The organism is Enterobacter sp. CPE_E863 (genome assembly GCF_046521465.1).
GTDB lineage: Bacteria > Pseudomonadota > Gammaproteobacteria > Enterobacterales > Enterobacteriaceae > Enterobacter > Enterobacter adelaidei.
In genome coordinates, this window is the sequence record NZ_JBKFZX010000001.1 from 2,451,257 (window position 1) to 2,470,195 (window position 18,939).

The following is an 18,939-nucleotide window of genomic DNA, read 5'->3' on the forward strand; positions in this document are numbered from 1 at the left end:
ATTCCAAGATTAATTCCCCGGTTAATATTACATTTAAAAAACCCCTTCTTTGAGAGGATGATCTTTTATTCCTCCCCAAGGATCATCTAGCAAAAACTTAGCAGCAATAGCTTCTTTTGTCGGTACAAGAGTGAAATTATAGTAAATTTCATCTCCTTCACAAATCTCATAAAAGAGTGAATAAACTTTATCGTTCACATCTATATTTAAATCGAATTTCTCAGTTGCAGAAGCGATTTGCAGCTTATGTTTATCCGTAATAAAAAATGGTACAACAATACAGCGCTGAGCATTTTCATCCAATTTGAAAGCATTCTCTATTTTGATATTGACGTTTGCTCCAAACGCGTCCTCTGGTAATAGATCGAATATAACATAATCCTTGTGTAGAACAGCACCTTGAGAAACATTGCCTTTTCCCCACTGACTCAGTTTTTCGTCATAATCTCGGGAACGTAACAATATTTGACTATGCGAAATCAGTAGGTCAACTATTTGTATTTTTTTATCATTCATTACATTACCTCTATTTTTATTCTCGCTCTACCTATAATGTGAGGTCAGGCCATCAAAAAATAAAATTCCTGTGATATTTTTCAATGCGTTAATGAGTGGCTGTAATACGAAAGGTGACAGGGGAAGCACCCTTCCCCTGATACTCAAATATTGGTCAGAATGTTATCGGCAAGCTCAAACCCTGATACCCCCATTGTTGTGTAATTAGGGTATTCTGCAACAGATAACCTCCTGATTTCGTCCTCTCCATTATACAAACCACCTGCATAATTAAATATTTTCAGTTGTTTTTTTTCTTCTGTGAGATCAGCGTAACCAATAATTTTCCAAACGCCTTTGCTGATATTTTGGTTGCCAGTAAAGATAACTTTCATCTCCTTACCAAACTTTTCAAAAATTAAAGGCGTTAATGCACCGCTATCCATAAGTTCTTCAGTATTCTGTAATGATAATATGCAGAACCCTATTGCTTGCTTAAATTTTTTGCTTGGAACAAAAACAATATGACAAATCGCATATTCCCCATTACTCAATGGAATGACAAAAATGTCACCCTCTTTGTATTTTACTTTCATAAACCATTACCTTTCAGAATTGATAACGCATCTTTCAATACTTTCCCACCCCAATCACAGCTATGACCCGCAATATAATATATGCTAGCGTTTTGGTTATTAGGGCTATATAATCTGATTTTATTGAGGAGATTTGTTAAGGAATTCTATGACTTAGTTCCACCATTAAGATCCATAATTCTTTGTTCCAAGTATTTAGCCTCAGCCTTGGTCAAATTATTATCAAATATAGTCAGCTGTTCCAAATGAGATTTATCCGGTGTATTCTCATGACTATTCAATCGCGTTGGTGCATTCCCACATTCTAAATTAGACACAATAAAACTCGCATCATAAGGTCCAAATTATCTCTTGGACCTTATCAGCTTGGGAAATACTCATGGATTTAATTGGAATTCATACCACTAATCACGTTCGTAACTTAACATAATTATCAAAAAATTCAGTAAACGAAGAGCTTATAGTGTTTGTCGTTTTCTTGGAAAACAGGTCATAATTAACAACCCTTCCAAAGCCATCACTATTAGAATCTATACACCAGCAAACTTCATCATCTTTAAAATATATAACTGCATAATTTTCAGGAAGTGAAAATTCATTACGACAATATATTGTATCGTAAAAAACGGCCCCTCCGGACTCTTCGAGAGCATTATTATCCACAACTCCTGAAATCTCCTCTCCAATCACCCCTCCGCCTCCAACCAAAAGTAAGAACTCTCGAAAATCATGAGGGAGTTTAATGCCCAGGTTATTTTCAAGTGAGTCAACCTGTTCTATATCAACTTGACCTAACCAAAAAACTTCGTCTGTCGCATTATTGTTCAAATACTCAATTGCAGCTTTGATAGTCATCATTTTTACACCCTATTAAAAATCTAATGCTCTCAACTTCCAATACGCACTTCTGAATCTGTTGTACTGTCTATCAAGTTCAGGAGTATTTCTGAAACTACCACCGTTCTCGATTAATCCATGCAATTGCTTATGATACAGCTTATGCGTAGATGAAAGAATTTCCACCATTGGTCCAGGCTCTTGTCCAAGAACATGATGTAGATTCACTTGTTTTCCATCCGTACCAATCGGAGCATAGCCGTTTTTCATCAAATCAACATTTGTCCAACCATCCTTAACTTTCGCTTTGATTGACGGATGAACTGAAGGATGAACTGATTTAGGAACTCCAGGATGTATATCGACAGTATTTTTATAAACCGTACGTCCAAGAATTGTTCCGGGCTTATATTTACCTGAGGATGAACACCTACTCAACCCCGACGGATCCACCCACCCCAGCGCATTCGGCGCATACTGGTAAAGGTTTATCCCCCCCGCCAGCCCTATCGGGTCCTGCTGCGTAAACCTTCCGCAGTCCGGGTCGTAATACCGGAACAGATTGTAGTGCAGCCCTGTCTCACGGTCCAGGTATTGCCCCTGCATCCGCAGGTTCTGAGAATATCCTGATACCTGCGTCTTGCTTTCCCGCAGCAGCTTGCCCCAGGCGCTGTTCACGCCTTCCCAGCGCACCTGCCCCTCGATATCCGTCATCCGCTCCGGCGTACCGTTGGGCTGGCAGTGGAACCAGAAAATCTCCGGCGCATCCACGCCGTCAATACGTGCCAGCGGGTCGTAGCTGTCCTGGTCGCTGTAGACGTAGGTCAGCGGCACATCCCCGTGCACTTCCTGCAGCAGGCGGAACCCTTCCCAGACAAACCGGGTTGTGACCGGCTTGCCGGTTGGCTGACCGCCCAGCATCTGGCGTCGCGTTTTGCTGATGCGGCGTCCGAGCGGGTCGTAGCGGAAGCTCACCTGCGTCTGCGGTTTATTGCGGTCCCGCGGCTGGCTGATAACCTCCGTCAGGCGATGTTCACCGTCGTAGCGGTAGTGCCAGCGGGTCTGGCCGTTATCCTTCTCCACGGTGCGGCCGTGAATGTCATACCGCCAGCGAATGCCGTTCAGCTGCGTCAGGCGGTTGTGCGTGACCTTCTCAGCAGATCCTTCGAGCGGGTTACCGGCAGCGTCCCAGCGCCACTGCTCCTGTCCGGGCAGCGTACCGTCCTGAACGAGCAGACGTCCGGCGCTGTCGTACTGCCAGCGGTACCAGCTGAACGGGTTATCGTCCCGCTCTTCCCGCACCAGGTTATTGCGGTAGTCGTAATCCCAGCGGCGGGACCAGCGACGCGGCGAAGGGCGCTGAGCGTTGCCGGTAAAGACATCCCGGCGATGCAGTCGGCCAAGACGATCGTATTCGCTGCGGGTGGTCAGCAGCCCCTGTGTGCGGCTGGTCTCCCGGTGAAGTTCGTCGCGGGTAAAGTCGGAGACCGACAGTTTATCGAGGGCAATGCTGAGCAGATGCCCGCTGCCGTAGTAGAACTGCTTCAGCTCGCGGCCATCTGGCAGCGTGACGGACGTGCGGTTGCCCAGCGCGTCATACTCCCACGCCAGCTCGCCGTGCTCACCCGCCTCGCGCGTGACGCGACCGAGCGCGTCATACTCAAAGGCAAGCTCCTGCTCTGCCTCGGAGCTCCACGCATCCGCTGAAAGCGCAGGGTGCAGGCCAATCCGGCTTAACAGCCCGGACGGGGTGTAATGGTAGCGGGTCTGCCCTTCCGGCGTGGTGCGGGCGACCAACTGGCCGCTCGCGCTCCAGGCAAAGGCGTGAGTAATGGCTTCGGGATGACCGGCGGCAAAGGTACGCGCTATCGTGCGCCCGCAGGCGTCGTAGCGATACTGCGAGGCCACCCCATCGAGCCCCACCTCTTCCAGCAGCAGCGAGTCTGCGCCCCAGCGGAACTGATACGCTTCGCCGTTTTCGTTTTCCAGAGCAATCAGACGCCCGCGGCTGTCCCAGCGGCGGCGAACCTCTTCGCCCCGGGTATTGCGGGTGGCAGTTAAGCGCCCTGCCTCATCGTATCTGAACTCACTCTCTTTCCCGTCGGCGCCAGCATGCTTCACAGGCAGGCCACGTTCGTTCCATTTGAGCGACTCTGTCCAGCCTTCCGGGCGATCAAGCTGCACCGGACGCCCTGCCGCGTCATAGCGGTAATGGGTCTCTTCACCGTCAGCGCTTATCTCAGTCGTCAGCCAGCCCAGCGGATGATAGTGATACCGGGTCGTGCGGCCAGAGCAATCCGTCGCACGCACGACTTGTCCGGCCTCGTTGTACTCCTGGTAGCGGCTGTTCCCGGCGGCGTCCACCTCTTCAACCACCTGACCGAACTCATCCCGTCGCAGCTGCGTGGTCTGCCCCATCGGGTCCACCACGCGTTTCAGGCCGTGGTGTTCGTCGTACCAGAACCGGGTAGCGCTGCCGTCTGCTTCGATAATCGCCGCGGGAAGCGCACGGTGCTCCAGCCAGGTCGTGGTACGGGCATTGCCGTCGGCGTCGATCTCCTGCACCCGATTGCCCATGTCGTCGTAGACGAAGGTGACGACGTTCCCGAGCGGATCGATGCGTTGCGTGAGGAGCTCGTTGTCATCCCACGCGTAGCGCCAGTTCTCGCCGCGCTCGTCAACGTAGCGGACGATCAGATTTTGCGCGTTCCAGTAGTGCTGACGTTTCTGACCATCGTAGTGTTCAACACTGGTCAGCCCGGCGTCCAGATCGTAGGTGAAGCGACAGCCATCCCCTGTGCTGGTGCGGTTTTCCACCACGCGCCAGTGGTCAAATTTTTTCCAGCGGTATTCACTTTCCAGACCGCCCGGCAGGCGATGCCAGACCATCATGCCGTGGTCGTTATAGCGGTATTCACGCGTCACCACGCCGGAGGCATCCGTCGCGCTCGCCAGCTGTGCGCGCGCATCGTAGCGCCACTGCATCAGCGGCCATGTCTGGTTACCGTCAAAATGACTGGCAGCGGTAACACGCTGCGGGAAACGTTCATCTTCATAGCGCAGGGTGACGTCTATCGCCCGCAACTCATCGTGCAGACCGACCAGCCTGCCGTGCTCATCCCACTCCGTCAGCAGCGCGTTGCCGTATTCGTCGCTGAGAGAGGCCAGACGCAGGATAGATGGCTCCGCCCGGGTTGGTTTATACAGACGCCACACAGCGCCGTCATCGTCGGCAATCGCCACGTCGCCGCTCTCATTGCGGCGGATAATGATGCCTTCGCTGATGCTGTAAAACGCGTGGTCAACCGGCGGCAGCTCAAAAGTCAGCTCTCGTCCGGTTTCATCGAACCAGGTTGCGTTGTTCTCTTCCAGCGTCAGATAGCTGTCAAAGGTGGTAGCCCAGCCCAGGCCAAACAGCCCTTCGCGGGTGGTCAGGCTGTTATAGCTGCGCTGCCAGCGAAGCGGGAAACGCCCCGGCAGCGAGAAGTCGAGCTCGTCGTCGTCATTCAAGACCTTCACGCCAGTGGCGGCGTGAACCGGATGCGAGGAGCCAAACACGGCATTGACGGCCATATCGGCCAGCATCCCGCCGCCGGCTGCCGCCAGCGCACAGGGCATGTTTTTCAGGATCTTGCCCGGACGCCCGCGCAGCAAGGAGAGCGCAATCATCCCCAGCGCCAGCCCAGGCGTTTTGCCGCTTTTGATATCGCGGACCGTCAGCGTATCGCCGCCAATGATCACGTTCGGGGAGACATCGTCGGAAACGGTGCCTTCGCAGGTGGTGCGATCTTTCGCACGCACAGCGGGTTGTCCGTTGATGAAGACGCTTTTGGAGCCTTCTGCCAGATACTGCGGCCCGGAGTGTTTTTCGCACGCCACCTTGTCTTCTTCCAGCGGCGAAGTCCCCGCAGCGGCAGATGCCACACTCGGCTGCCACATTTCACTGCCGAACTGTCCGGCAGCGGAAAGCAGCATACCCGCGTAATCGGCAAAGCTACCCGGGGACTGCGGTTCGGGTGAAGGGGTATCCGCGGGCGTCAGCGTGCCCGCCGCGCGTGCAGCAGGGATCGCATTCGTCAGAACATTATTCGAGCCGGTGGTGATTTTACCCGCAGGCGACGGCGGGAAAAGCGCATTGCCTAATCCCTCCGCAGCGTTGCTGATATCGTCGGTGATGCCCGCCACGTTTGCCAGCACACCGCCAATGATGCCGCTCAGCAAGCAGCTGGAACCAATCGCCGCCACGCCTGCGGCAGCAGCCCCCGCCCCCAGCAATGGTGCAGCCACGGTGGCTGCCGCGCCCACCGCCGCACCGATCACCGCATAGGCGGCACCTTCCGCCACAATGCTGGTGATGTCAGCAAAAATGCTGGAGTGAATAATCTCGTCGCCCTTACGGGCCGCGTTGTTATCGCTCATGCCTTACACATTCCGGTTGTCGTTTAGCGTCAGACTCTGCTTAAGCGCGCTCCAGCGCACCTCGTCCTCTTCGGTGAAGGCTCTGAGTGCCGAGAGGGTAAAAATCATCAATACCGGTTTGCCCGGTGTCTGAACGGCCAGCTGTTTTTGCCACAGGCGCTGGCCATTACGGTCAAAGGTGGTCTCGACTTCCAGCCCGTTAATTTTTCCGTCAGGACCCGCTTTTACGTTGCGGAATTCGCTCTGGGCAATCTCACCCATCTGAGGACGCAGCGCATCCCACTGGCGGTGGAACTCTTGTTCGTAGTCGCTGCCATCCGGGATAACGCCGCGGCTGACCACCACGGACAACCCACTTTCGTCATCACGAATAATGTTCATGCTGTTATCCTGCCAGGCAGCAGGGAATAGGGAAAATGAGCCTTCCTGAAGGATGTATTTCATAAGTGAACTCGGGATGATGACTATTGAGAGAGGAATGGCCAATCCACGCTGGCCTGTTGGCTGGCTATTTTATTTTGTAAGCCAATGACCTGACTGGTCGACTAAAATATGGCTGCCTTTGCTGACAATAAATTTTACGGTGCATAATCTTGATTAGTTCATCATTGCGAAATGCATCGTATTAAATCTGGCGGCCCATTGCTGAATATCGGCATGAATATCCGGACTATTATCAGATGACCGATATTGTATAACGTCCGACTCCGGAACCACCCAGGCCGCAAAGATTTTGCCGTCAGGATTGATGACCAGAGCTGATGCGTTCTCCTGATAAAGATCTTTTAGCCAGCCTTCAACAAACAATCCGCCACCTGGGGTGGTATGCGGTTCACCAAAGACATCAAAGTTATCAATAAACGTCTCATAATCTCGGCCCAGCGCCTTCCTGAGATTGTCTGTCACTGCACTGTCGTCAACGATGCGACTTACCGTATCGAGGTTATTGTACTGTGATAATTCAAGTGCAAATGACGGTTCAACAGTGCCAGTCAATAAAGCTGCGAGCAAGGCAGCTGCCAAATATTTTCTGGTCATAATCACTCTGAAGTACCATTATCGTAATTCATTGTTATTTTTGCGATCTTGCTGTCTTTAATCTCAAAAGAGAGCAATTTCTTACCCAATTCATAGGAAACCCACCGTTCCCCGGAATCATTTTCGACCAGACCCTCACCGTATGCTTTATTCAGTTCCGTCGTCGTTGAACCCACATGGATACCACGCGGCGTTTTGATATCCGCTACCGTCAGCGTAATCTGCGACACGATATAATCATCAACGCGTCTTTCCGCTTTATCCCACCAGAGATTGGAACTGAATATTTCTAACCCAGCCCTTTGATGCTGGTAGAATTTATAATTGGTTCCGTCAAAAGGAACCTCACCAACAAAATTCCCTTCAACCGGCACCTCGATTTTACACGCAACGTCATGAGTCCACCTGTCGCCCAATGCGACAGTATGGTCTTTTACCTGCACAGAAAAATCCTGTTTTACTAAAACTTGTTGAGCCAATACCTCATAGCTGCTCAGACAGGTCAACATCAGGGCACAGCAGAGATATGTCGGGATGCACTTTTTCACGTTATTTGTCATTTAAGGAATGTGTATTGCGTTTCTCACCACTGGTGAAAAATGAAGACTAAAGCAAGAGAGTCAGGTTTTTTCATGGTGAAACCGAAGCGGTGCAGCACTCAGATTCATAACGGATAACGTTTTAAGTGAGCGGCAAGCACCGCTCCTGCCTTACTCACCTTTGGTCGTAAATTTCTCCTGCACCGCCGCATCAATATCCCCTTTATGTCCCGCTCCCGGTGCCGTGGTACCTGGATTTGTACCGGAGGTATTCAGATGCAGCTTACCGCCTGTGGTGATATAACCATCGCCCTCAACAAAGAAGTTAAACTCTTTGCCGATCAGGTTAATCTTGCCGTTAGCATTCAGCTCAATAGCGCTTTCACCTGAGACCAGCCGCAGCTTCGTCCCGGAAGCAATGACATACTGCTCTACCGCCGCATCCAGCTTGCCTTTACCCGTCAGGATTTCGGTTCCGCCTTTTACGGCCTGGATTTGGTTTGCTTCCACCCGATGCAATTCATTTTTCTTAACATAATGGCTGCGCTCCCCGCCGACGCTGTGCGTTTCATCGTTTTTAACGCTGGTATCCATATTGCGCTCGGCCTGGATCCACACCTGCTCTGCACCTGCTTTGTCCTCAAAGCGCAGAGCGTTTGCGTTGTCGACGGAACCGTCTTTCGTGCGGCTCATAAAGCCCATCTGCGTAGCCGCAGCCGGTAGCGCCCACGGCGGCATGCTCGCGTCGTTATACACGCGGCCGGTAATAATCGGACGGTCCGGGTCGCCGTTGATAAAGTCCACCACCACCTCATCGCCGACGCGCGGGATTTGTACCCCGCCGTAGCCCTGGCCCGCCCACGCGCTCGACACGCGTACCCAGCAGGAGCTGGTGTCATCGCCCTTCGCCAGACGGTCCCAGTGGAATTTCACCTTCACGCGGCCATATTTATCCGTCCAGATACTTTCCCCCTGCGGTCCCACCACTTTCGCGGTCTGCGGCCCGTAGGTGCGTGGCCATGCCGTGGACTGCAATGGACGGTAGACCACCGCCGACGGGATGACCGTGAAATCGGTACGGTGAATGGTTTCCCCCTCGCCGCTGGCATAGCGGTTCTCTTCGAGGTGGTAACCGGCGGCCGTCACCAGATACTCACCGTTATCGCTGAAGAACGGCGCGTTGGTTAACGTGAAGGTGTGGCCTGGCGCAATTCCTGCCGCCGTCGCGGTGGCCTGAATCTGCTGATGCTCCACCTGCCAGCGCTCCTGGCGTATACGGGCATAGAACTCCGCATGCCCTGTCTCTACAAAGCGACCCGGCCAGTCGTAAACGTCGATGCTGCCCGGTTTCGGTGACGCGGGGTTCTGCTGAGCCTGGAACAACCACGCATTCGGCTTGCGGAAGTCATAATCGTCGAGGCTGTAAATCCCCGGCGTGACGCTGTCTTCCAGCGCCCACTGGCTGATTCCCTCTTCGTCCGTACTGCCGCCGGACGGAGTCTGGTGGTAAGGAATGACCTCATAGCCACTGAACGGCTGATGCTGCGTCGCGGCGTCGGTCAGCACCAGCGTATGTTTGTCCGCTTCGTGATTAAAGTGATACGCAATCCCTTCCAGCTCCATCAGACGGCTGATGAAGTCCAGACTGGACTCCTGATACTGCACGCAGTAATCCCACACCCGGTAGCTGCCGGTGAGTTTATCCTCAACGTTGACCTGATGCTCACCCAGCAGGGTTTTCACAATCTGTGGCACCGTCTGGCCCTGGAAGATTCGCAGGTTGCGGTCACGTTTCATCGGCCACAAATCTGGCTCTACCGTTAACTGATAGACCGCATAGCGGGTGCCCGTCAGTTCCACGGCGCTGACCCCCACCCGTGTGACTTTGCCGTTGATGTAGCGGGAAGTGAGCAGATTCTGCGTCGGAATGGTGACCGTGACCGGCTGCCCCAGCAGTTTACTGCGGTCAATGCGCGCATCCGTGCCGAGCAGCGTCAGCGTCAGGGCGAACGATTCGGACATCGCCTCGCGGCCAGAAAGTTTCCAGAAAAGAAGCCCCTCGACCGGGAGCTGAACGGTAATTCGGTTGAGCATAATCGTTAATCCATATGGCTTATGCGATGTAGATAATTACGGCAATAAACGTACGATGATAATGACTATTCTGAATCAGACTTGATATTCACAGAACACTATTTTTTCATTACAAATATGAGCGAACCAATTTTCACTATTTCAGAAAAAACAAACAGCGTGATATTGAGAGGGATAACACTCTTTCCCAGACCGACTATAATCATTGGGAACAAGGTCACCGAACAACTCATGGTGAGCAGGCGTAGTACTTCCTGCGCCAGAGCAAACCGGACGGCATATCGGTGCGTTGTGAAAAAAAACCAGGCAGAGAAGCATAATGAAACCGGCCACAGAAGGTAAACGAGGTAAAAAAGCCCCGCCAATAAACCGTTTACCCCTCCTGCTATCAGCATAAAGATAATGACACCAAAGTTTCCGCCTGTAGAATCCCACCATGACTGAAGCAAGTGGTATGGGCCAATTGAATAAAACACAATACCAATGACATCCATAATGCCCCAGAAATAGAATATTTTATTTTTCGCGGTTATATTCACTCAAACCCTCTTTTGACCGGATCTGGTGGCCACTTACCACCATGTCGAATAAGTGATTCTTTAATAGCAATAAGGTCTTTATACTCGTCGCTGTCTTTTTTAGCCCTATCCAGATAACGTTGAAGTTGATTACTCACCGTCCAGCCATTCTTGGCTTTGATTTCAGTATCAGCACCACGATTCAATAGTAGCATGACGTGCTCATAAGCATGGTAATTTAAGGCTTCAAACAATAATGAGCTATTAAGTGAGTCGGTGACGTTAATGTCAGCCCCCCGATCTAACATAACAACGAGAGTGTCAGTAGTTTGAGCTTTGATGGTTTCAAATATTATGGGTTCATGAAATGTCTTGTCTTCAGCAACGGGTGATAATCCACCATCCAGCATCGCCTTTATCCAGTCACCACTGTCCGCCATAAGAACAAATTCTGCCGGGCTACTTTTTCCATTAGGCCTTGGTTGAAGCGGGTCGGCCCCAGCCCTTATCAGTTCCGTAACAATCTGTAGGCGCGGTTGCGTTTTCTTATCATAGAGCGTATTCATCAGCGCCCAAAAGAGCAACGTCATATCACGCTGACCAGGCTTGTTGAGATCGGTTCCCGTTAGGTGTTTTTTAACTTCATCTATCTTGCCGCTCTCAATAGCCTGAGCCAGAACAAGTTGCTGACCGCTGAAGTAGTCTTGTGGATTTTGATCTGTATTCTGTCTACATCCCTGTAACAGAAGGATGAAAATCAGTATTAGACGAGCGGTGAGATTCATGTTCTTTATGTTGCCTATTTAACCGGTGCAGGCGGCCACTTCCCGCCATGCGCAACGACAGCATCTTTTATTTTTATTAACATCTTATATTCATCACTATCTTTTTCTTCCACATTAAGCAGTCTCTGCAATTGATTTACCATCGTCCATCCATTATCGGCCCTAATCTCAGGGTCAGCGCCACGCTCTAATAAAAGGAAAACGTGATCATACGCATGATAATTCAAGACTTCAAATAGCAGCGTACTGCCTAACGAGTTAACTGTGTTTATATCTGCACCATAATCCAACATTACTTTTAACGTTTCAGTATTTTTAGCCTTTATTGACTGGAAAACAATTGGCTTATCAAATGTTTTATCCTTTGCATTAGGCGACAATCCACCATCAAGCAGCGCTTCAATCCATACACCGCTATCGGCCATGAGGACAAACTCTGCAGGACTACTTTTACCTTTAGAACGTGGCTGGAGTGGATCCGCCCCCGCCTTGACTAAAAGGGTTACAATCTTTAGTCGATTAGCAGTCTTCTTTTCATACATTGTATTGCCTAATGCCCAAAAGAGCAGCGTCATGTCCTCTTTACCAGGTTTGTTGAGTTCAGTTGTTGCCACAAGTTTTTTTACATGACTCGTATCGCCACGCTCAATTGCCTCAGCCAGAATAAGTTGTGAACCACTGAAATAATCCCGGGGGCCCATCTCTACATCCCAATTGCACCCTGGTAAAAGGATTACTATTACTAACACGAAAAAATTTCGAAGAATCATTCGCCCCTCAATGCTTGATAAAAGCACTATTTTACGCAGAAACTCCCTTCTGCACATATTTATAATATTTTAGGGAGTACAATTTTAGCGTTTCGGAGATTATGAATAAAATAAGGTTAACCCAAACATTCGAGATACCAGTAACGCCCACCAGCAACGGGAATAATGAAAGGGAACAACGGAATGATATCAATCGAAAAACTTCTTGAAACAGAGCCAACTTAACTGCCCAGTGCTTCCGTTTAAAGAAAAGAATTGCTGAGACAACAAAAGAAAGCAGAAGTCCCAGATCCAGTATAAAAAGGATCATTACGAATATGCCTGGTACTACAGCGTTGTGTGCATACCATAGATCAATAAATGATTGGGCATCCGAAATGACAGGTATTCTTCCCATTCGTACTGAGTTAACACAATAGAGTATGATGGCAAGAATATCCATACCCCCCCAGAAAAAGAACACCTTATCTTTTCCAGTCATATCCTGCTCATCTCTTATTTTACTGGCGCAGGTGGCCATTTACCGCCGTGCTTAATTAATTCTTCTTTTATCTTATTTAGGATTTGATAGTGCTCGTCATCTTCTTTTGTATCAGTTAAAAGACGCTCAAGTTGATTACCTAAAGTCCAGCCACCTTTGCCAGGAATTGTAGGATCTGCACCACTATCCAGTAATAACAGTACATGCTCGTATTTACCGTAATCCATTGCATACATTAGTAAAGTATCTCCGAGCGAGTCGGTGACGTTGATATTTGCTCCTCTGTCAATCATGACCTTTAGTGTCCTGGTATTTTTTGCTTCAAGCGTGTTGAATATTATTGGCTTATTGAAAGTCTTATCTTTAGCATCTGTCGATAAGCCACCATCTAACATTGCTTTTATCCATTCACCATTATCACTTTTCAGAACAAATTCAGCCGGGCTGCTATCACCTTTCTGAGTTTGCTGGAGTGGATCCGCTCCACTCTTTACCAGATCAGTTATTATTTTTAATTTCGAGACAGAATTTCGATCGTTTATTGAGCATCCAACAGCCCAGAACAGCAGAGTCATATCATGTTGCCCTGGTTTGTTGAGCTCGGTTTTTGGGGCAAGTTTGTTAACTTCTTCGAACTTGCCACTTTCAATAGCCTTCGCCAAAGTAAGCTGATCTCCGTTGAAGTAATCCTGTGGTTTTAAATCCATATTTGGCTTACACCCCTGAACCGTGAAAATAAAAATAAACATCAGGCTTGTTAAAACATACGTCTTCACAAACGACTCCTGATAATCGAAATGTCTTCGTCTTTTTGTTGTTCTATACAATCAATAGCTTGATTGATCCCATGCTTGTCAAATGCTCCACCCACACCACCGGGTAAATCGTGAGGTATTCCAGCAGCGTTTGGAAGCATCGCAGAAAGTTCTTCCTTAAGCAGGAAACTTCCAGGTCCATATTCTTTCATTATCTGAATATCCTCTAATGGATTAACCTCCTGAAGCTTCGTCAAGAGTTCTCCTTTAACCCGATAGGCCTGAATGTTATCCGGACTTCCAACAATCTTGCCGCCATATTTTTTTACGGTACTACTATTTAGCCCGGCAGCATTAAAAGTCCATCCAGCTTTACCACCAGCAATTGAAGTTGCGGAAGCCATTCCACCACCTAATGAGTGCCCAGCAATATCAATATTCTGACCAGACCTTGCCAGTCTATTACCAATCAATACTGCCTTCCTATAATATTCCGCACTCATTCCAGCACCCTGCGAAAAATTATTTTTCCAGTCTTCCCCATTTTTAATTAATTGTGCACCTTCATCCCCCTTCATCCAAGAAATTATCTCTTCCTTGGATGTAATTTCCGGCGCCCGGGACCCCCTAAATACCAAGGTAGGGTTCATATCATTACCAAAAATATCAGGGTCAGGTTGATAGACGCGCGCCAGAAAGTCGGGACCGACTTTTTTGTCGTAAAGCATATCGTTCGAGAGATAAAATTTATTCAACATCGCATTATCATTACTAATATCCTTCCACCCCTCCGGCACGCCCGGCGTTGATTCCAGCGGGTTTACGGTCTTATAAACATTTTCCGCAAACTTCGCTTTCTCCACGGCAATATTATTCGCCGCTAACCGTTTAGCCGCGATCTGCGCATCCGGGTAGAGACTGTTGCTTCCCTTCGCAATCAGATCCTTACGTGCCTGCCAACGCTCTGCCTTGGTCATCTCCTGCAGTTGCGCCGCGTAGGTTTTACCGTCTTTGCCCGGTGTCGGCTTATCCGGCATCTGTGCCGTTTTGGATTTCACAACCTGCTTCGGCAGCACTGTTGGCGCAGGGCGAGAACCATAGGTTCGCACCATCGTTTCGTAACGATCGACAATGGTACTTACCGGGTACCAGCCCAGACCGTTCAACGAGGCGGCCTGCAGACGGCCATCGGCATTGATATAAAACATCTCCGTCACCGACGACCAGTTGCGATAGCTCTCGTCGATAGCAACGACCCTGCCCATATCAAGATCCTGCACAATCAGCTTACGGGTATCACGCCCTGACTGATAAGGATTCGCGCCAGTGATGGCGTGCAGCAAATCGTAGCGTGTGAACAGGGAGCGCAGCGAATTGTCAGGAACCGACATAATCCACTGCCCGGCAACGGACGGGCGGGTAATTTTCGCAAAAAGCGCTGGCGAGACATTCTCGTTGAAAAGATAGACAAACTTAATGTTATACATTCGCTCCGTCCTGTTACCTGTCCCTGTCTACCTTACTTATGGATTCACCAGCCAGGTGCCAGGCTTCGCAATATCCAGCGTCTGGGTACGGGTTCTTCCATTCCCTTCCAGTTCAATTCTGATCTCACCCGCCGGCAATTTCAGCGATGCATAACCGTTGGTCGCCGGACGCAGCGCTTTTGTCTCGCCGTTCACTTTCAACGTCTCGCCATCAAGAATGCGAATGTAAACCAGGGCAATCGGGCTGGCTTCAACCGGTGGCGGGCTCGGTTGCGCGGTCTCAGGCGTTGCCGCTGGCTCGCTCACCTTCTCGGTTTCAGGTTTTACTTCTGGCGCGTTAGATGCGGTTTCCGTCGGGCGAGACGCTTCCGGCGCTTGTGCGGCCTGCTCCGGCGCATCATGGCCGCCGCTAAACAGCATCGCTCCGGCGACAACACCTACCAGCACACCTGCGGCAACCATCCCAGGGATCTTGTAGCGACGCCAGTCGAGTACAGAAGCCGGTTTTTCCTCTTCCACCGGAACCAGCATCGTGCCAGGTTTTTTCGCCGTCAGCACGTCGTTGATACCGGCGACCGGCATCTCAATCAGCGCGGCAAACTCGTCGATGGACTGCGGACGGTCTTCCATGTGCAGCGACAGCGCGCGGTCAATGGCCTGCAGCAGTGGAATGGAATAGCCCAGCGGCATCAACTCGACCAGCGGTTTGCAGGTGTCCTGGATCGAACGCACCACGCTGACTGGCGGCGGTGAACCCACGATTAGCGTACGCAACACCGCACCGAGGGCATAAATATCTGTCCACGGGCCCTGCTCGCTTTCGTTGTCGTCGGTGTACTGCTCAATGGGCGCAAAACCCGGGCGCAACATGGTTTCCGTTTCGTCAGAAAGGTTACCAATGGTGCGACGTGCGGAGCCGAAATCGAGCAGTACCGGCAGACCGTTCTCCTGAATTTGAATGTTATCCAGGGAGATGTCGCGGTGCAGATAGCCTTCGTCATGGATGGTCTTAATCGCGCCAAACAGCATCGGCAGCGTACGACGGATCCAGGCCTCGTTAATCAGCTCCGGCTTTTCTTCACGCAGGCGAGAAAGCGTGGTACCGCTGTAAAACAGCGTCCCCATATAGGCCGTGTCGTTTTGTACCCAAAAACGCAGGACGTGCAGCAGGTTCGGGTGGTTAAAACGCGCCAGCAGACGAGCCTCCTGAATAAAGCTATTCAGGCCTGCGGAAAAGGCTTTGCCAAAGCGCTCACTGCGCAGCACGAGGGTCATGTCATCGCCACGCACGGCGAGCGAAGAAGGCATAAATTCTTTGATAGCGATAGTGCGTTCGAGCTGATGATCCCACGCGCGATAGACGATGCCGAATCCACCGCCGCCGATCACCTCTTTGATTTCAAACTCGTTGAAGCGATACCCGACCGGGAGCGCGTTTGGAACAGTCCGATTGTTATCATTATCCGTCATCTTTTACAGTTCTCTTGATGATTATTACGCGGCAAACTGACAGTGAAACTCGCCCTGCTCGCAGGTGACATGCAGACGTCGGTACTGCTCGTCGCTGCGGCTGGCGGTAAGTAAGATCTGGCTCATCTGAGGCAGCAGGGTATTGGTCAGGATAGCGTCCACCATGCGACCACCAGACTCCACCTCGGTACAGCGCTGAACAATTTGTTCCACTACGCTGTCGTCAAACTCAGAAATAATGCTGTGATTCTCTTCCAGACGACGCTGAATGCGCTTGAGCTGCAGGCGAACAATCAGCCCCAGCATCTCGTCACTGAGCGGGTAGTACGGCACCACCAGCAAGCGGCCCAGCAGCGCTGGCGGGAATACTTCCAGCAGTGGCTGGCGAAGCGCGCCGCTCAGGGCGTCTGGCTCCGGCATCAGATCCGGATCGGCACACATGGCGCTGATCAGATCGGTGCCAACGTTAGACGTCAGAATAATTATGGTGTTACGGAAATCAATGTGGCGACCCTCGCCGTCTTCCATCCAGCCTTTATCGAAGACCTGGAAGAAAATCTCGTGTACGTCCGGGTGCGCTTTTTCAATTTCATCCAGCAACACCACGCTGTACGGACGACGGCGGACCGCCTCGGTTAACACCCCGCCTTCACCATACCCTACGTACCCCGGAGGCGCACCTTTTAAGGTGGAAACGGTGTGTGCTTCCTGGAACTCACTCATGTTGATAGTGATAACGTTCTGTTCACCGCCGTACAGCGATTCGGCGAGCGCCAGTGCGGTTTCGGTTTTACCGACGCCAGACGGGCCACACAGCATAAAGACCCCGACCGGTTTGTTCGGGTCGTCGAGTTTCGCCCGTGAGGTTTTGACGCGACGGGCAATGAGCTCCAGACCGTGACGCTGGCCAATAACGCGCTGGTTGAGCGTGTCGGCGAGGTTCAGCACCGCGTCGATCTCGTTTTTCACCATCCGGCCCAGCGGGATGCCGGTCCAGTCAGAAACCACTGCAGCGACCACGTTTTCATCCACCGCCGCGAACAGCAGCGGTTCATCACCCTGCAAGGCGTTCAGCGCCTGCTGCTGTTCCGCCAGTTGGCGGCGAAGCTCAGCGTTATCGTCGTCGCCCGCTGCAAACAGCGCGGCACGCAGGCGGATAATCTCCTGCACCAGGCTGCGTTCATCTTCCCAACGCTGGGCCAGGGCTTCGCGTTTTGTTTCATACGCGTCGCGATCTGCAAGTAATGCCGTCACGCGATCGACGTCACCTGCCCCCACGCGGGCTTCGCGTTCCGCTATCTCAATTTCCACGTCCAGCGCGGCAAGGTGGCGCAGGCAGTCTTCCAACTGCGCAGGTGGCGCGCTCTGGCTGACCGCGACGCGGGCACAGGCGGTATCAAGCAACGCAACAGCTTTATCCGGTAGCTGACGTGCCGGAATGTAGCGATGCGACAGCTTCACCGCCGCGCTGACCGCTTCGTCCAGCAACAGGACCTGGTGATGGGTCTCCAGCGGCGAGACGGTGCTGCGCAGCATCAGAATGGCTTTGGCTTCATCCGGCTCGTGAACCTGTACCGTCTGGAAACGACGGGTCAGCGCCGGATCTTTCTCAATGTATTTTTTGTACTCCGCCCAGGTCGTGGCCCCAATGGTACGCAGTTGCCCGCGAGCCAGGGCAGGCTTCAGCAGGTTTGCCGCATCACCGGTCCCCTGCTGGCCACCTGCGCCAATCAGAGTGTGGATCTCATCAATGAACAGAATGATCGGCGTGGCGCTGGACTGCACTTCATTGATTAATGCCTGCAGACGTGCTTCGAACTCACCTTTCATGCCTGCACCGGCCTGTAGCATGCCGATATCCAGCAGCCAGAGTTGAATATTTTGCAGCGGTTCCGGCACGTCGCCGTCGGCGATACGCAACGCCAGTCCTTCCACCACGGCCGTTTTCCCGACCCCGGCTTCTCCGGTCAGCAGCGGATTGTTCTGACGGCGGCGCATCAGAATGTCGACCATCTGGCGGATCTCTTCATCACGCCCGACCACCGGATCAATTTTCCCTTCACGGGCACGCGCAGTCAGGTCCTGACCATACTGGGCCAGCGTGCCCTGTGCAGCCGGTACTGCACCGGCTGGCACATCCGCCGCGGCAGCAGCCTGCTGCGTCTCTTTGCTGTTGGCGCAAATAGCGTCGAACTGCTCAATCAACACCTCGACATTCAGACGAGTAAACTGCGCAGAGATGCTTTTCAGCACGTTAGCCAGATTCCAGGTTTTCAGTATGCCGATCAGCAAATGCCCGCCACGAATACGGCTGACGCCAAACTTCAGCGAGCCGAACACCCAGGCGCGCTCCACAGCGCTGTCGATATGTTCGGAGAGATCGGAAACGGAGCTCGCGCCGCGCGGAAGTGCGTCCAGCGCGGCCACGATATCACGCGTCAGTTGCTGTTCGTCGAGACCAAAGTGGCGGATGACCTGCTGCAGATCGCCATCCTGCTGCTGCATCAGCTGATGCAGCCAGTGCACCAGCTCAACATAGGGGTTGCCGCGCAGCTTGCAGAACGCAGTGGCGCTTTCCAGAGAGGTAAATAACAGCGTATCCAGTTTGCCGAAAAGCACGGCACGGCTAATTTCTGACATGTTCGGTTCCGTTGA

The 18,939-nt window shown here is 51.6% G+C and carries 16 protein-coding genes; all 16 read right to left on the reverse strand.

The features are described 5' to 3' along the window. Nucleotides 1-33 precede the first annotated feature (33 nt). Nucleotides 34-516 (reverse strand): competence protein ComJ, encoded by a 483-nt coding sequence (comJ, locus tag ACLHV8_RS12080; protein ID WP_410376891.1) that lies wholly within the window; start codon nt 514-516, stop codon nt 34-36. A 143-nt stretch (nt 517-659) separates the two neighbouring features. Then, a complete protein-coding gene (locus ACLHV8_RS12085) occupies nt 660-1,091 on the reverse strand; it encodes an immunity 26/phosphotriesterase HocA family protein (RefSeq protein WP_208595191.1) in 432 nt (143 codons plus the stop codon). Nucleotides 1,092-1,499: 408 nt separating this feature from the next. Beyond that, nucleotides 1,500-1,949 carry an SMI1/KNR4 family protein gene (locus tag ACLHV8_RS12090; RefSeq protein WP_208595192.1) on the reverse strand — a complete coding sequence of 150 codons (450 nt, stop codon included), beginning with the start codon at nt 1,947-1,949 and terminating at the stop codon, nt 1,500-1,502. A gap of 12 nt (nt 1,950-1,961) precedes the next feature. Beyond that, nucleotides 1,962-6,347, reverse strand: coding sequence for an RHS repeat-associated core domain-containing protein (locus ACLHV8_RS12095; protein WP_208595193.1), 4,386 nt, complete (start codon nt 6,345-6,347; stop codon nt 1,962-1,964). 3 nt (nt 6,348-6,350) lie between these two features. After that, nucleotides 6,351-6,791: a DcrB-related protein gene (locus tag ACLHV8_RS12100; RefSeq protein ID WP_208595194.1), complete on the reverse strand. Its 441-nt coding sequence runs from the start codon at nt 6,789-6,791 to the stop codon at nt 6,351-6,353. 153 nt (nt 6,792-6,944) lie between these two features. Further along, nucleotides 6,945-7,385 carry a hypothetical protein gene (locus tag ACLHV8_RS12105; RefSeq protein ID WP_244250158.1) on the reverse strand — a complete coding sequence of 147 codons (441 nt, stop codon included), beginning with the start codon at nt 7,383-7,385 and terminating at the stop codon, nt 6,945-6,947. Nucleotides 7,386-7,387: 2 nt separating this feature from the next. Then, a complete protein-coding gene (locus tag ACLHV8_RS12110) occupies nt 7,388-7,933 on the reverse strand; it encodes a hypothetical protein (protein WP_247171576.1) in 546 nt (181 codons plus the stop codon). A 162-nt stretch (nt 7,934-8,095) separates the two neighbouring features. Continuing rightward, entirely contained in the window at nt 8,096-10,018 is a 1,923-nt protein-coding gene (locus ACLHV8_RS12115; RefSeq protein ID WP_049005141.1) for a type VI secretion system Vgr family protein, read from the reverse strand. A gap of 98 nt (nt 10,019-10,116) precedes the next feature. Continuing rightward, nucleotides 10,117-10,557, reverse strand: coding sequence for a hypothetical protein (locus ACLHV8_RS12120; RefSeq protein ID WP_208595196.1), 441 nt, complete (start codon nt 10,555-10,557; stop codon nt 10,117-10,119). Then, a complete protein-coding gene (locus ACLHV8_RS12125) occupies nt 10,554-11,321 on the reverse strand; it encodes an ankyrin repeat domain-containing protein (RefSeq protein WP_208595197.1) in 768 nt (255 codons plus the stop codon). Before ACLHV8_RS12125 ends, ACLHV8_RS12120 begins: the two co-directional genes overlap by 4 nt. Nucleotides 11,322-11,335: 14 nt before the next feature. Continuing rightward, nucleotides 11,336-12,091 carry an ankyrin repeat domain-containing protein gene (locus ACLHV8_RS12130; RefSeq protein ID WP_208595198.1) on the reverse strand — a complete coding sequence of 252 codons (756 nt, stop codon included), beginning with the start codon at nt 12,089-12,091 and terminating at the stop codon, nt 11,336-11,338. Between the two features lie 31 nt (nt 12,092-12,122). Next, complete coding sequence (locus tag ACLHV8_RS12135; protein ID WP_049004890.1) at nt 12,123-12,572, reverse strand: hypothetical protein; 450 nt, start codon at nt 12,570-12,572, stop codon at nt 12,123-12,125. Between the two features lie 14 nt (nt 12,573-12,586). Further along, nucleotides 12,587-13,321 (reverse strand): ankyrin repeat domain-containing protein, encoded by a 735-nt coding sequence (locus tag ACLHV8_RS12140; protein WP_244250161.1) that lies wholly within the window; start codon nt 13,319-13,321, stop codon nt 12,587-12,589. A gap of 23 nt (nt 13,322-13,344) precedes the next feature. Then, nucleotides 13,345-14,814, reverse strand: a complete 1,470-nt coding sequence (locus ACLHV8_RS12145) for a phospholipase (RefSeq protein WP_410376893.1) — start codon at nt 14,812-14,814, stop codon at nt 13,345-13,347. Nucleotides 14,815-14,850: 36 nt separating this feature from the next. Beyond that, complete coding sequence (locus ACLHV8_RS12150; RefSeq protein ID WP_208595200.1) at nt 14,851-16,284, reverse strand: serine/threonine protein kinase; 1,434 nt, start codon at nt 16,282-16,284, stop codon at nt 14,851-14,853. A 24-nt stretch (nt 16,285-16,308) separates the two neighbouring features. After that, nucleotides 16,309-18,924 (reverse strand): type VI secretion system ATPase TssH, encoded by a 2,616-nt coding sequence (tssH, locus tag ACLHV8_RS12155; protein WP_128347560.1) that lies wholly within the window; start codon nt 18,922-18,924, stop codon nt 16,309-16,311. Nucleotides 18,925-18,939 lie beyond the last annotated feature (15 nt).